This is a genomic window from Tautonia sociabilis (assembly GCF_003977685.1).
GTDB lineage: Bacteria > Planctomycetota > Planctomycetia > Isosphaerales > Isosphaeraceae > Tautonia > Tautonia sociabilis.
This window is the reverse complement of sequence record NZ_RYZH01000007.1, coordinates 99,792-114,504: the sequence shown is the minus strand read 5'-3', so window position 1 is coordinate 114,504 and position 14,713 is coordinate 99,792. Positions and strand designations below refer to the sequence as shown.

Annotated in this window: 10 protein-coding genes; 4 read left to right on the top strand and 6 right to left on the bottom strand. The window is 71.7% G+C overall.

Features of this window, described 5'->3' with window-relative positions; genetic code table 11:
• Positions 1 to 316: 316 nt before the first annotated feature.
• Positions 317 to 946: a hypothetical protein gene (locus tag TsocGM_RS05490; protein ID WP_233578377.1), complete on the top strand. Its 630-nt coding sequence runs from the start codon at positions 317 to 319 to the stop codon at positions 944 to 946.
• 500 nt (positions 947 to 1,446) lie between these two features.
• Here the strand turns inward: TsocGM_RS05490 and TsocGM_RS05485 are convergent, their stop codons facing one another.
• Entirely contained in the window at positions 1,447 to 1,947 is a 501-nt protein-coding gene (locus TsocGM_RS05485; protein WP_126724297.1) for a cupin domain-containing protein, read from the bottom strand.
• A 272-nt stretch (positions 1,948 to 2,219) separates the two neighbouring features.
• Between TsocGM_RS05485 and TsocGM_RS05480 the strand changes: the two genes are divergently transcribed.
• On the top strand, positions 2,220 to 2,810 hold the full coding sequence (locus TsocGM_RS05480) for a hypothetical protein (RefSeq protein WP_126724296.1): 591 nt from the start codon (positions 2,220 to 2,222) through the stop codon (positions 2,808 to 2,810).
• Positions 2,811 to 3,317: 507 nt separating this feature from the next.
• Here TsocGM_RS05480 and TsocGM_RS05475 read toward each other — a convergent pair.
• Together TsocGM_RS05475 and TsocGM_RS05470 are read right to left on the bottom strand one after the other, a co-directional pair.
• Entirely contained in the window at positions 3,318 to 4,484 is a 1,167-nt protein-coding gene (locus TsocGM_RS05475; protein ID WP_126724295.1) for a hypothetical protein, read from the bottom strand.
• Positions 4,485 to 4,715: 231 nt separating this feature from the next.
• Positions 4,716 to 8,579, bottom strand: a complete 3,864-nt coding sequence (locus TsocGM_RS05470) for a WD40 repeat domain-containing serine/threonine protein kinase (protein ID WP_158633387.1) — start codon at positions 8,577 to 8,579, stop codon at positions 4,716 to 4,718.
• Positions 8,580 to 8,826: 247 nt separating this feature from the next.
• Between TsocGM_RS05470 and thrS the strand changes: the two genes are divergently transcribed.
• Positions 8,827 to 11,004 carry a threonine--tRNA ligase gene (gene thrS, locus TsocGM_RS05465; protein ID WP_126724293.1) on the top strand — a complete coding sequence of 726 codons (2,178 nt, stop codon included), beginning with the start codon at positions 8,827 to 8,829 and terminating at the stop codon, positions 11,002 to 11,004.
• Positions 11,005 to 11,256: 252 nt separating this feature from the next.
• Positions 11,257 to 11,598 (top strand): HPF/RaiA family ribosome-associated protein, encoded by a 342-nt coding sequence (locus TsocGM_RS05460; RefSeq protein ID WP_126724292.1) that lies wholly within the window; start codon positions 11,257 to 11,259, stop codon positions 11,596 to 11,598.
• Between the two features lie 283 nt (positions 11,599 to 11,881).
• On the opposite strand, the gene fabF is transcribed toward TsocGM_RS05460, so the two are convergent.
• The 3 genes from fabF to fabG form a co-directional block, all read right to left on the bottom strand.
• A complete protein-coding gene (gene fabF / locus TsocGM_RS05455; RefSeq protein WP_126724291.1) occupies positions 11,882 to 13,126 on the bottom strand; it encodes a beta-ketoacyl-ACP synthase II in 1,245 nt (414 codons plus the stop codon).
• 120 nt (positions 13,127 to 13,246) lie between these two features.
• Positions 13,247 to 13,480 (bottom strand): acyl carrier protein, encoded by a 234-nt coding sequence (gene acpP, locus TsocGM_RS05450; protein ID WP_126724290.1) that lies wholly within the window; start codon positions 13,478 to 13,480, stop codon positions 13,247 to 13,249.
• Between the two features lie 362 nt (positions 13,481 to 13,842).
• The gene (gene fabG, locus TsocGM_RS05445) at positions 13,843 to 14,619 is read right to left on the bottom strand and encodes a 3-oxoacyl-[acyl-carrier-protein] reductase (RefSeq protein ID WP_126724289.1); all 777 of its coding nucleotides are present in this window, start codon (positions 14,617 to 14,619) and stop codon (positions 13,843 to 13,845) included.
• Between the last annotated feature and the right edge of the window lie 94 nt (positions 14,620 to 14,713).

Below are 14,713 nucleotides of genomic sequence, written 5' to 3'. Positions count from 1 at the left end.
GGGGGGTGCGACCGATACCCAGAATGCCACCCCGAGTGCGGGATCGGCGCGGCCGGTGGACACGAGCCGAGCCCTCGCCTCCCTCACCGTCCCCCCCGAAGGGTTCCGAGGCCGGAGACGCCGAGGAGCCCGACGACACCTTGGCCGAAGGGGCCCTTGTCCCGCCGTGCCACGGAAGGATCGGCCAGGCCGAGGTGCCGTCGAGTCCCGACCGGGACGGTCGGGCGCCCCAGGGGTCGGGGGACTGTTCACCGTCACCGATCGAGACGTCGATCGGGGCGAACGACCCGATTCTCCAAGCCTCGAGGATATCCCGATGACCAAGGCTTTGGTCCTGACACTTGCATTGAGCAACGTGGGGACCGGGCACGGCGATCACCATAAGGATATGGTGTACGCCAGCGCTCAGGTCACCCCGGCGCCCCAGGCGCCCGCCAAGGTGATGCCGGCCCCGCAGGCCCCGGCGAAGGTCGCCCCGGCTCCGCAGAAGGTGATGCCGGCCCCGCAGGCCCCGGCCAAGGTCGCCCCGGCGCCCCAGGCCCCGGCCAAGGTCGCTCCCGCTCCCCAGGCTCCGGCGAAGGTCCTCCCGGCCCCGCAGAAGGTGATGCCGGCCCCGCAGGCGCCCGCGAAGGTCGCCCCGGCCCCGCAGAAGGTGATGCCGGCCCCGCAGGCTCCGGCCAAGGTCGCTCCGGCCCCGCAGGCTCCGGCCAAGGTCGCTCCCGCGCCCCAGGCTCCGGCCAAGGTCGCTCCCGCGCCCCAGGCTCCGGCCAAGGTCGCTCCCGCGCCCCAGGCTCCGGCCAAGGTCGCCCCGGCCCCGCAGGCGCCCGCGAAGGTCGCTCCGGCTCCGCAGAAGGTGATGCCGGCCCCGCAGGCCCCGGTGAAGGTCGCTCCGGCCCCGCAGGCGCCGGTCAAGGCGGCCCCGCAGGCGCCGGGCAAGGGGTGGTAATCGGATCGCTCCCGAATGAGGGGCTCGCGCTGCCCCGGAGATCGAAACCGGGATGACCAAACCGTGATGCCTCGCGTTCAACGCGGCCGAGGCCCTCGCCAGTCGAGGGTCATCGGCCGCGTTCGTTTGGGAACGCGGGCCGATCGACCACCGAAGCCGGAGCAGTGGGACGGCCCGTTGATCCAGGGGGCGCTCTCCCCGCTCCGCTGCCGGCGATTGGAGGGCAGGGGGGGACTCGGGGATGGTCGGACGGACGGACGGATGTTGATGTCCGAGTGTTTTCGAGGTTTCGTCCCGGGGAGGGCGATCGGCCTCCCGATCCGTCGATCCTGCTCGGGAGGAGAAGGGGACCGATCGGAGCGCTGCCCGGCAAGGGGCCGCGGAGGCTGGGATCGGGGCGCCCTCCGTTCCGGCCGGCTCGGGAGGGGCACGATCCGCCGGGAAGGACCTGGGAGGGGAAACCGGGGCCGAGCGGCGGGGCCGGTTCCTGAACGGGCCGCTCATCGGGTGAGTCGGGCGATCAGCTCGGCGTGCTGGGGGAAGGCTCGGGTCAGCTGGTCTCGGTCGGCGAGCTCGAAGTCGGCGAAGGCGAAGCCGGGGGCGACGGCGCAGCCGACCAGGGAGAAGCCGCCGGGCTCGTCCACGGTCGCCCCGAACCAGCTCCCGGCCGGGACGACCGCCTGGGGACGCTGGCCGTCGTCGAGGTTCAGCCCGACCTTGATCGGCCGATAGGCCCCCTCGGGGTCGATGACGTGGACCGTGAGCGGGGAGCCGGCGTGGAAGTACCACAGCTCGTCGGAGTTCAGCCGGTGCAAGCTCGAGAAGGAGTCGCTGGTCAGCAGGAAGTAGATCGACGTGGCGACCGGCCTGGGCCCGTCGTATCTCCCGCCGAGGATTCCGGCGTCGAGCTGGTCGGCGGAGCGGTAGGATTCCGAGAAGAATCCCCCCTCGGGGTGGTCCTGCAGTCCGAGTCGGGCGATCCAGGATGGCGCATCCGTCATGGGCGAGTCCCCGGGATTCTCGGCGGGCTCGGGACTGTTCGGGAGGAGGTTGCGCCCCGGCCCTGCCTGATCTCCGATTCTGCCAAGAACGGCCGGCCAGGTCGCCCCGCCAGTCCGGGCCGATCACTCGGTCGATCACCCGGCCATTGCGGCGGCCAGCCTCGGCCGCGACAATCGGGCTGGCGGGACGCGTCGGCATCTTCCTCATCACCATCGGGGGACGCTCCCGGGGCATGAGGTGGGGCGGGGCCAACGATCACGGGACGGGATCGATGACCAAGAGAGCGTGGATCAGCCTCGCGGGGGTCGGGTTGGCCGCCGTCGTTTCCTGGACCGTCGCCGTCGACTCGGTCCGGATCGAGGAGGACTGCCTGGACTGCCAGCTCTCCCGGACGATCGAGCGGGTCCGAGTCGCCTCCGCCGTGGTGGCCGAGTCGATCCGGGAGCGCCCGTCGCTGATCTCGATGGTCGCCGACGACCTGGGCGCGCCCTGCCCGCACGATCGGGTGCACCGCTGGGAGTCGAGACGACGGCTCGGGCTGGTGCTGACGGTGGTCGACGAGCCGGTCCTGTACCCTGTGCAACGGCCGTGGTATCCGCCCTGCGCCCGGGAGGGGGCCCGGTCGCTCGCCGCCGCCGAGGACGGGCTCTCGTCCGAGTTCCGGGCCCGGGTGCTGGAGGCGCACGACTGGGCCTACTGGGCCCGGCTCCGCGACCGAGTCTACGACGCCTGTCCGCCCGAGCAGCGGCCCGAGGCCCTGGCCGATCCCGGGGACCAGGCCCCGTCCGCCGACGGGAAGGAGGCCGGCGAGCCCTCGGCGACCGGCGACGATCCGGCGGGCTGCGATCGATCATCCGATTGACCCGGCCGGCGATCCGAGGGTGGGCCAGGGTGCCTCCCCGCCGCCTCCCCCTCGAACCAGATCTTCTCGCATCGGGCGGGCCGGGGTCGGCAGGATCCGGCCCTCCCCGGCCCGCCCCGGCCCTCGAATCACCAGCGATCCGAGGGCTCCGGCCAGATCAGCGCCCGATCCGTCGGGAAGGGCGGTCCCCCTGGGGGGGGGGGGGACCGGGGGAGGTTCGCAGAGTGGAGCAGAGCAGAGGGGAGTCGAGCAGAGCCGAGCGGAGCAGAGGGGAGTCGAGCAGCGTCGAGCGGAGCAGAGGGGAGTCGAGCAGCGTCGAGCGGAGCAGAGGGGAGTCGAGCAGAGCCGAGCGGAGCAGAGGGGAGTCGAGCAGAGCCGAGCGGAGCAGAGGGGAGTCGAGCAGAGCCGAGCGGAGCAGAGGGGAGTCGAGCAGAGCCGAGCAGAGTCGAGCGGAGCGGACCGGACCGGACCCGCCCCGACGGGCCTCCCTCGAGACGCGATCCGGTGTCAGGCCGCTCGGAGCCAGTCTCGGATGCGGCCCAGCTCGCCGTTCCAGCTCGGGTCGAGGCGGCGACGGACGTAGGAGCCGTAGAGCAGGTCGAGCGTCTCGGTCAAGTGGCGGAGGTAGTCGATCCGCCCTTCGTGGGCCTCTCGGCCGGAGACGCCGTCTTCCTTGGGGAGCGAGGCGCCCGAGACGGCCATGGACTCGGCCTGGATGGTCAGGTCGTAGGTGGACCCTTGCCGCTCGATGAGCAGGCCGGCCTTGCGGGGGAGCTTGCCCGACTGGAGGGCGCGGAGTGCCTCAGGCAGTCGGGTCGGCCCCTCGTTGGAGAGGCTGTCGCGGCCGGTCTCGCCCCGGGGGCAGTCGAGCTGCAGGGTCTTGGAGATCATGACCGAGCACTCGGAGCCGTCGGCCAGGGTGAGCACGTCTCCCTCGTACTGGAGGGTATACCAGAGCCAGAGGAGGAACTCGTTGCCCCAGTAGTCCTTGCTCGTCGGGTCGGCCTCGGCCCAGGCGATCGAGGAGTAGAGGGCCGACTCGCCGTCGCCGAAGAGGGCCAGGGGGGCGGAGTCGGAGAGGGCGTCGTCCCGTCCCAGCTCGGCGGCGATCGAGGAGGCCAGGGCGCCTGCGGTGAGGGGCTCCAGCGAGCGGTCGAAGGTGTCCCGGAAGAGGGGGAGCAGGCGGTCGAGCACGGCGTTGGAGGCGGACCCGGCGTAGAGGATGTTGGTGCGGCAGTCCCAGAGGATGGGGTGCATCTTGCGGCGGCGGTAGCGGCCGTCGGCGGCCTCGGCCTCGGCGCGGACCTTGGCGGCCTCCTTGGCCTCCTCACGCTGGGCCTTGGTGGGGCGTCCGCTGGGGTTCTGGGCGGCCCGGGCGTCGAGCTCGATCTGGGTGTAGGCCTTCAGGAGGTCGCCGGGGATCTTGTCGGCGTCGATGCGGAGGCCCAGGTGCAGGGCGTCGTTGACGAGGTTCTTGCCCAGGTCGAAGGTCATGTCGAGGACGTGATTGCCGCCCGACCAGCCGAAGTGGACCCCGTCGGTCGGATCGGCGTCGCCGTGGCGGCCGATCGCGTGCGCGGAGACCTTCTCGAGCAACTCCTCGTCGATCGGCAAGGGGGACTCGCCACCGACCCGGAACCGCATGTAGCTGACGCGCCCGTTCAGGAAGCCCATGGGACGGCGCTCCTCCGATTGACCTGGTCCCGGTGCGGGCGAACCGACCGCCCGGCCTCGGGGACGAAACATCCTGTCGCCGGACAATCATCGGCCAGGACGGCTCGGCTCCCGAGCCGGGCGGGGGGGGCGGTGTCGGATCGGGCTCCGCTCGTGACGGTCGGCCGCGAGTCGGGAGGAGGGGCAAGCCGTGCGGCCTGCGGGGACCTCGGGGGTGGGCCCCCCGACCGCTCAGTCTCCGAAATCGAGGCCCAGGTCTTCCCAGGAGGCTCGGAGCCGGTCGAGCCGCCAGAGCCGGATGGCACGCTCGCCGTCGGCCGAAGCGGCGAGGGACGAACCGTCGGGGAGGAACCCCAGCGCCCGGATCGGCCCGGACGCGGGGCCGAGCGAGGCGATCGGCTGGAGGGTTTCCCCCTTGAGGCTCCAGAGGCGGACCCGGCCATCGACCCCTCCCGAGGCGAGGATCGAGCCGTCGGGAGCGAAGGCCAGGCGGGAGACGCCCTCGGGGTGGGCGTCGGCGATGGTCGAGCCGTCCCGGCGGTCGGACGGGCGGAAGAGGATGATCGATCCCCCCAGGGTCCCCGCCGCGGCCAGGCCGACCCCGGGGAGCACGGCCAGGGCGTTCACCGGGCCGTCGTGATGGTCCCACTGGAAGGCCAGGGAGAGCGAGTCCCCCTCCCGACGCAGGGCTCGGGTCAGCCCATCCCGGCCGCCGACCAGCAGGTCGGGGTCGGCGACCTCGAGGCTGGTGAGCTCGTCGAGCCCCCGAAGGATGGCGGCGGCGGTGTCGCTCCAGGAGAGGGACCGGCCGTCGCCGTCGAGCTTCCAGGAGACGAGCCGCTCTCCCCCGTCGACGAGGGCCCAGAGCCGCCGGCCGTCCTCGGAGAAGCGAAGCGAGCCGGCCGAGGGGACCTCGAAGATCCTCGAAGGCTCGGGAGTGCCGATGTCCCACAGGAAGGCCCCGGGGCCCTCGCCGCAGCTCGCCAGCCGGTCTCCCCCGGGAGCGAAGATGAGGCTGGGAACGCCCCCCGAGCCCGACGGGTCGGCCGGAGCGTCGACCGACCACCGGGGAGTTCCGGACGGGAGCTCCCGGACGTCCACCCGGATCGATTCCCCGGCCTGACTGAGCCGGGCCAACACGCGGCCGTCGGGCGAAACCGCCAGCGCGAGGGTCGGGGAGGGGCTGAGGGCGACGGCCTCGAAGGCGGGGTGTTCCCGGAGGTCGAAGGTCAGCGCCCGGTCGTGGCTGGTCGCCAGCAGGAGACCGCCCCGGGGGTCGAAGGCGACGTCGATCGGACCGTAGCCGGCGCCTTCGGCGTCGTGATGCGAGCCGAGCAGGCGTCCGGTGCTGGTGTCCCAGAACTTGATTCGCCGGTCGTCGTCACTGGAGCAGCTCGAGACCAGGACCGAGCCTGACGGGTGGAAGCGGAGTCCGCTGGGCGATCCCCGGTGAGCGGCCGAGATCGCGGGGTCGACCAGGCGTCGGAAGGCTTGGCCGTCCTGAGCGGAGACGAGGACGAGCTCTCGGCCCGAGCCGGCGGCCAGCGTCAGGCCGTCGGGGCTCCAGGCCAGCAGGCTCCCCTCGATCCCGGGGAACTCGGCAATGGGGTCGAGCGTCTCGGGGTCGAGGCGGTAGAGCGTTCCGTCCGAGAGGCAGGCCAGGCCGGCCTCCTCGTGGAAGGCGACGTCTCGCACGCGAGGGCCGGGCTCGAACGAGTCGGCGGGGGAATCGGGGGGAGGACTCCCCTCGGCCAGCGACCAGCGCCGGAGCGAGCCGTCCTTGCCGCAGGAGAAGAGGGCCGGGACCTGGCCCTCGTCGGCGACAGCGGCGCCGAAGGCGAGGCCCTCGACTTCCTCGGGATGGGCTTCCCAGCTGTGGAGGGGACGGGGGGCGTCCCGGGAGAGGTCCCAGAGGTGGACCATGCCGCTCCGGGTGCCCACGGCCAGCCAGCGGCCTTCCGGGCCGAAGGCGAGCCGACGGGAGCCGTCCTGGACCCGGGAGCGGATCTGGAAGGGGATCGAGGGGGGGAAGGAGAGCCGTCGCGACACCGAGCCGGAGCCCGGATCGAGCAGGGCGACTGAGCAGCTCAGATAGGCCTGCGCCTTGAATTCCCCCAGGGCGATGGTGCCGCCGTCGGGACTGAAGGCGACGCAACTGGGGTTCAGGCCCGGCGACAGGGGGATCGAGGGCCGGGCGTCGAAGTCGGCCAGGGCGGCGGCGGCGAGGGTCCGGAGGGTTTCCCCGGCGTCGTCGCCGGCATCGGCCCGGAGCGAGGAGGCCTGGCGGAGCTCGTCCAGGGCGTCAAAAGTCCAGCCGGGGCGGGGGTCGGCGGCCCGGCGACGGAGGCGGTCGACCAGGGCGTAGTAGCGCTGCATCCGCTCGGCCTGTTGGGCCGATCTCGTCTCCAGCGCCGCGGCCTTGGCCTGGGCCTGGGCGCGTTCGGCCTCCATGTTGGAGGCGAGGGCCTCGGCCAGCGCCTTGGCGCGGTCGAGCCGAGCGGCCTCGCGGTCGAGGCGGGCCTTGGCGACGAGGCCGAGGCTGGCCAGGCCGACCAGCAGCGCCGCCGCTCCGCCGGCCACCCAGGGTTTGTGTCGCCTTGCCCAGCGGCCGAGCCGGGCCAGGGCCGGCTCTCGGCGGGCGGAGACGGGCTCGTCGGCGAGCCAGCACTCCAGGTCGTCGGCCAGGGCTCGGGCGGAGGGGTAGCGGTCGCCCGGGTCGGTGGCCATCGCCTTCGAGCAGATCGCCTCCAGCGCCGGGTCGACCGTCCGGTCCCGCGCCCGGGCCGGGACGAGCTGCCCGGCCTTGACCCGATCGATCACCGTCTTCAGGTCCTGGCCGTCGACCGGGGCGCAGCCGGTGATCAGGGCATAGAGTGTGGCCCCGAGGCTGTAGACGTCGCTCGACGGCCCCAGCCGGTCCAGCTCTCCCCGGGCCTGCTCCGGAGGCATGTAGTGCGGGGTGCCCACGGCCGAGCCGGGCCGGGTGTGGTCGCTGGCGTTCGAGCCGACGGCCAGGACCGGCGTTGGAGGGGGAGTCCCGGCCACGGTCGCGTCGAGATCGGGACCCGGTTCCGGCCCCTCGCCGGTGGCGACCGGGATGCTCTCTTCCCGCCCGGGGGCGCCAATCGGCTTGGCCAGGCCCCAGTCGACGAGCAGCGTCTCCCCATACGGGCCGAGCAGGATGTTCGCCGGCTTGATGTCGCGGTGGATCACCCCCCGGCTGTGCGCGTACTCGACCGCGTCGCAGACCGCCAGGAAGCGGACGATCAGCTTGCGGAGCCGTACCTCCCGGTCTCCCGGCGACTTCGGACGGGCCTCGCCGCGGTGGAAGCGTTCGATGGCGTCCTTGAGCGACTCTCCCCGGACGAACCGCATCGCGTAGTAGGGCCGGCCGTCGGCGTGGCGGCCCAGCCCGTAGACCGGCACGATCCCCGGGTGTTCCAGGTTGCCGGTGATCTTCGCCTCGACGAGGAATCGGGCCCGGCTGGCGGGGTCGTCGGCGAAGCGATGCCGGATCTCCTTCAGGGCGACCTCTCGGTCCAGCTCCCCGTCCATCGCGACGTGGACCTCCCCCAGGCCTCCCCGGGCGTGCGGCCGGAGGAACCGAAACCGGGGGCCGGTCGGCCGGGCGTCCGAGTCGTCTCCCCTGGCATCGAGGCCGGACACCGTCGTCTCATTCGGGTCGGCCGGCGCCGAGGCCGGGACGACCGAGGAGGAGTCGGCCCGCCGATCGTCCTCCGGGGTCGAGAGGGCCAGGAGGCTCTGAGACGGGTCGCCGCCATGTCGGGAGAGGACGGCCTCGACCATCGTCTCGACGGCCTCGAGGCCGGTCTTGTCCAGGACCCCCTGGCCGAGCAACACCTCGCCGATCGACCGAGCCGGGTTGGCGGCCCAGGTGCTCAGCGCGGCGTCCCTCTGGGCGGGAGTGATCAGATCGGCGATCGTGGCGATCGTGGTGAACAGGGCGGAGCGAGCGGCATCGTCATCGGCATCAGACATGGCGTCGGCGTCTCCGGCAGCAGGGAGCGGGCCGGCCTCCTGGGGATCGGGCCCGCCGGTCGTCGCGCCAGGGTCGATCGGTTCGTCGCTGGTCACTCCTCGGGCCTCCGGCGGGCAAGCCGGAGGCTCACGATCCCGGCCCGGCGGTCCTTCCACCATGCTGGACCATCGGGCCCCGGGTCGTCGCGCCGCCTCGCTGGACGCGGCGCGAACCCTCGTGCTAGTCTACCGAGTCGAGGAAACCGATTCGAGTTGACGGGCCGCCCCGGGCCGGCGTTGTGGGTCGGAGGGGGCGGCGGCGTCGTCTCCAGGGCCGGCCGGGCGCGGTCGGGCGAAGCGAACGATGGTCCAGATCCAGTTGCCGGACGGTTCGGTCAAGGAGTTCCCCGAGGGCGTCCGGCCGAGGGACGTCGCCGCCTCGATCGGCAAACGGTTGGCCGAGGCCGCCGTCGCCGCCGAGGCGAAGGGCACGGTGGTCGACCTCGACCGCCCCCTCGAAGCCGAAGATGGGGGGCCGATCCCCTTCCGCGTTCTCACCCCGAAGGATCCCGAGGCCCTCGACGTGCTCCGGCATTCGACGGCGCACGTCATGGCCCGGGCCGTGCTCCGCCTCTTCCCCGGCGCCCGGCTCGCCTTCGGCCCAACCACCGCGACCGGCTTCTACTACGACATCGACCTGCCCGGCTCCCGGACCATCTCCGAGGACGACTTCCCGGCCATCGAGGCCGAGATGCGGCAGATCGTCGCCCTCGCCGAGCCCTTCGAGCGCTTCACCCTCCCCGTGCCCGACGCCCGCCAGTTCTGCGAGGACCTGGGGCAGGACCTGAAGGTCGAGCACATCGACCAGGAATTGCACAAGTACGGCATCCTCTCCTTCTACCGGCAGGGGGAGTTCGTCGACCTCTGCCGAGGGCCGCACATCCCCCACGCCGGCAAGGTCGGGGCGTTCAAGCTGCTCTCGATCGCCGCGGCCCACTGGAAGGGGCAGGCCGACGGGCCGATGCTCCAGCGCCTCTACGGCACCGCCTTCTTCGACAAGAAGGACCTCGACGCCTTCCTCACCCGAATCGAGGAGGCCAAGAAGCGCGACCACCGCAAGCTCGGCAAGGAGCTGGGGCTGTTCACCCTGTCGGAGAAGGTCGGTTCGGGCCTCATTCTCTGGATGCCCAAGGGGGCGATCGTTCGGGGCATCCTCGAGCAGTTCCTGAAGGACGAGCTGCTCAAGCGAGGTTATGAGCCTGTTTATACGCCTCATATCGGCAAGGTCGAGCTGTACAAGACCAGCGGGCACTACCCCTATTACCGAGACTCGCAGTTCCCCACCCTGAAGATGCTCAACGACCCGGCCATGGCGCTCGTCGCCGGGCTGGAACGCGGCGAGCTGGACGACGACACGCAGAAGGTGCTGCTGGCGGAGGCCCGGATCGAGGAGAAGGAGTACTGGGAGCTCGACGCCGCCGGTCGGATCGGCTACGTGATGGAGCACGGCGTGAGCGAGGAATACCTGCTCAAGCCGATGAATTGCCCCCACCACATCCAGATCTACGCCGCCCACCCCCGCAGCTACCGGGATCTGCCCGTCCGCCTCGCGGAGTTCGGCACCGTCTACCGCTACGAGCAGTCCGGCCAGCTCGCCGGCCTGACCCGGGTCCGCGGCTTCACCCAGGACGACGCCCACCTGTTCTGCACGCCGGAGCAGGTCCGAGGCGAGTTCCGGGCCACCATGGAGCTGACCCAGTACGTGCTGGAGAGCCTCGGCCTGGCCGACTACACGATCCGACTCTCCAAGAGCGACCCGAGCGACCCCAAGTTCAAGGGGGCCGACTTCGCCGTTTGGGAGCGCGCCGAGGCCGACATCCGCTCGGTGCTCGACGAGATGGGTCTCTCCTACGAGGAGGCCGTCGGCGAAGCCGCCTTCTACGGCCCGAAGGCCGACTTCGTCGTCCGAGACTGTCTCGGCCGCCGCTGGCAGCTCGGCACCGTGCAGCTCGACTACCTGCTCCCCGAGCGCTTCGGCCTGGAATACACCGGGCCGGACAACAAGCCGCACCGGCCGGTGATGATCCACCGCGCTCCGTTCGGCTCGATGGAGCGGTTCATGGGGATCCTCATCGAGCACTTCGCGGGGGCGTTCCCCCTCTGGCTCGCCCCGGAGCAGGTCCGAGTGCTGCCGATCTCCGACAAGGTGGCCGAGTACGCCGACCTCGTGCTGAACGAGCTGAAGGCCGCCGGCCTCCGCGCCTCGGTCGACCGCCGGCCGGAGAAGATCGGCGCGAAGATCCGGGACGCCCAGCTCGAGAAGATCCCGGTGATGCTCGTCGTCGGCGCCAAGGAGGCCGAGGCCGGCCTCGTCGCCTTCCGCGACCGCATCGACGGCGACCTCGGCGCGATGACGCTGGCCGAGGCCGTCTCCCGGCTCCGAGCCGAGGCCGATTCCCGGGCGATCCGACAGGCCGCCTCCCCCCTCTCCCCTCCGGAGGATGTCCCTCCGGCCGATCAGGGCGAGAAGCACGCCTACTGAGCGGGCCCGATCCTCGGCCGCCGTCCGCTCCCCAGGGCCGGGCAACGGAGCGGCGGCCCGACTCCCCTGGCTCGGGGAGAGGGAGAGGGTGCGTCCTCCGGATTGGTCGGAGCCGGCGGCGGATGTTGCTCCCGGGGGGCGCGCCGGGAGTGTTTAACCTAATCTTCTTCTGACCCGAGCGCCGGGAGCGGGGCATCACCCTCGTCGGGGACCGGCCGTTGCCGGCGCGCCTCGAAGACGATCGGGGGGCACATGCAGCTGGAGATTCGACACGGCCGGGGGCGGCTCGACGATGAGGCCCGGTCCCATATCGAACGGCGGCTTGGCTTCGCGCTGGATCGGTTCGCCCGGCGGGTCGACCGCGTCACGGTCTTCGTTTCCGACGAGAACGGACCCCGGGGCGGGGATGACATGCGCTGTCGCATTGTCGTGAACCTGCCGGCCGAGGAGCCGGTGGTCGTGGACGCGACCCGATCCGAACTGGCGGCGGCGATCGACCACGCGGCCCACCGCGCCTGCCACGCGGTGGGCAAGGTGCTCGACCGCCGTCGCGACCATCGCCACGGCGGGGGAGCCGGCTCCGGGCCGAGGTGATCCGGAGGCAGGCCCGGTCGGCCGGGGGGACAACCGGAGGCCAAGTGGAGCCCCGGGCCCCGGCCTCGACGACCCGGAACCGCGCCGAGGCCCTCCTGATCGTCCGATCGAGGAGGGCCTTCACCCTTGCCGGGTCGGCGGGATGGGAGCGTGGGGGTCGGCGGATCGGGGAGCCCGGATCCGAACGCGAGGGGATCCGGGCCGGAGGGAGGAGCGAAGGGAGGGAGGGCCGCTCGCCGAGGGAGGGGCATCGGAGGAAAGGCTCCTCCGATCCCCGGGGAGGTCAGACGCGGCCGATGAGCAGGCTGGCGTTGTGGCCGCCGAAGCCGAAGCTGTTGGACATGACCCGGTCGACGCGGACCTCTCGGGCGGTGTGGGGGATGTAGTCGAGGTCGCAGCCCTCGCCGGGCTCGTCGAGGTTGATCGTCGGGGGCAGGGCAGCGCGATGGATCGCCAGGGCGGAGGCGACCAGTTCCACGCCTCCCGAGGCGCCGAGCAGGTGGCCCAGGTGGCTTTTGGTGCTGGAGACCATCAGGCCGTTCTTGGCGTGGTCGCCGAAGATGGCCTTCATGGCCTTGGTCTCGGCCAGGTCGCCCAGACCCGTGCTGGTGCCGTGGGCGTTGATGTAGCCGACCTGCTCGGGGTTGCATCGGCCGTCGGCCAGGCACATCCGCATGGCTCGGGCGGCGCCTCGGCCTTCCTCGTCGGGGGCGGTGATGTGCGTGCCGTCGGCCGACATGCCGTAGCCCAGGAGCTCGGCGTAGACGCGGGCGCCCCGGGCCCGGGCGACCTCCTCGGCCTCGATGATGAGGACACCGGCTCCTTCGGCGAGGACGAAGCCGTCTCGGTCCTTGTCGAAGGGGCGGCTGGCGCGCTGGGGGTCGTCGTTGCGGGTGGAGAGGGCACGCATCGAGGCGAAGCCGCCGAGTCCCATGTGGGTGATGGCGGCCTCGGAGCCTCCGGTGACCATCACGTCGGCCCAGCCGGCCTGGATTGCCTTGAAGGCGTCGCCGATGGCGTTGGCGGCGCTGGCGCAGGCGGTCGCCATGGCCGAGGTCGGGCCCTTCAGCCCGTACTTGATGGAGATCTGGCCGCTGGCGGCGTTGACCATCAGCTTGGGGATGGTGAAGGCGCTGATCTGCCGAGGGCCCTTCTCGATCAGGTTGCGGTGCTGCTCCTCGAACTCGTTGAGGCCGCCGATGCCCGAGCCGATGAACACGCCGCAGCGTTCCGGTGGGACCGGGGGGGCGGCGAAGTCGATCCCGGAGTCCTTCACGGCCGACTCAGCGGCCACCAGGGCGAACTGGGCGAAGCGGTCGATCCGCCGGGCCTCCTTGTGGCCGAAGCGGGCGTCGGGATCCCAGTCGCGGACCTGGCCGCCGAAGTGGACCTTGAACTGCGAGGTGTCGAAGAGGGTCAGCGGTCCGACGCCGCTTTTGCCCTCCAGCAGCCCGGACCAGAAGTCCTCGAGGGTCTCCCCCAGCCCGGTGACGACCCCCAAGCCCGTGATGAAGACGCGGCGCGACATGAGCTTCGGTCTCGATTCGATGCGGCTCGACTCGGCGGGCCGGCGGCGATGCGTCGCGAGGCGGCGACGCCTCCGCCGGTCCTGCTTCGGCCTGCGAGGGGAGGCGAGCGCGGGCCGGGGTTACTTGCTGTGTTCCTGGATGTAGTCGATCGCCTGCCCGACGGTCTGAATCTTCTCAGCCTCCTCGTCGGGGATCTGGATGTCGAACTCCTCCTCGAACTCCATGACGAGCTCGACGGTGTCCAGCGAGTCAGCGCCGAGGTCCTTGATGAACTCGGTCTCGCGCTTGATCTGGTCCTTGGCAACTCCCATCTGCTCGCTGACGATCTCGACGACGCGTTCTTCGATCGACACGGGCGGACCTCCTTGGTCTCGGGGGGCATCGGCCGGCCCGCGTCCTTCCCTGGACGGGCGGCAACGGCCCGGCTGCCGGCAGGTAGGGTTGGCGGTTGGCTCGAAGGCGATGATGAGGAAGACGGTGGGGGGTGGACGGACCGGAACGGGGCCGGTCGGCCGGGGCGAGCCTCCGGCCTCGCCCCGAGACGGCCCCGCAGGGCCTCCGTCCACCGGCCGGAGGCGCGGGGTCAGCCGCAACGGAATCGAGGGACCCCGAGGGCAACACCTTATCAGGCGGCCCCCGGATTGTCTACACTGCCTGGCCCCCCGCGGGGGATCGGCGCAAGTCCCGGGGTGTTCAGATCATGGGCGCCGGCCCGTCACGAGGTCATTCCGCCATCGACGGCGATCACCTGGCCAGTCAGGTATCGCGCCCCGGGCCCCGAGAGGTAGCAGACCAGGTCGGCGATGTCCTCCACCTGGCCGAATTTCTTCATCGGGACGTGCTCCTTGACCATCTCCTTGATCTTCTCGGGCAGCACGTCGGTCATGTCCGTCTCGATGAACCCGGGGGCCACGGCGTTGACTGTGATGTTCCGGCTCGCCAGCTCCCGGGCCACCGTGCGGGTGAAGCCGATCAGGCCGGCCTTGCTCGCCGAGTAGTTCGCCTGCCCCGGGTTGCCCATCAGGCCGGCGACGCTGGAAATGTTCACGATCCTCCCGTAGCGCTGCCGCATCATCAGGGCGCCCACGGCCCGGGTGAAGTAGAAGGCGCCGAAGAGGTTCGTTTCCAGCACCTCCCGGAACGCCTGGTCCTCCATGCGGAGCATCAGGCCGTCCCGGGTAATCCCGGCATTATTGACCAGGACGTGCACCTTCTCGAATTTCGCCTCGACCTCGCCGACGATCCGGTTGACCTCGTCGGAGCTGGCGACGCTGCCGGCGAACGGCTCGGCGGTGCCCCCGGCGGCCCGGATCGCCTCGACGGTGCCCGAGAGGCCCTCGACCGAGCGGGCCACGGCCGCGACCGACGCCCCGCATGCGGCCAACCGCTCGGCGATCGCGCGGCCGATCCCGCGGGAGGCCCCCGTCACCAGGGCCACCTGGCCCGTCAAGTCGACCCTGCAACCGGGAGGGGAAGATGCGTCGGCGGCCATGAGCGATTGGTCCTTCGGCGCGGCCGACCCCCCCCCGAGGGGGAGCCCGGCCGGATCTCGGTGGAATTTCGGCGGTTATATCCCCCCTCATCGC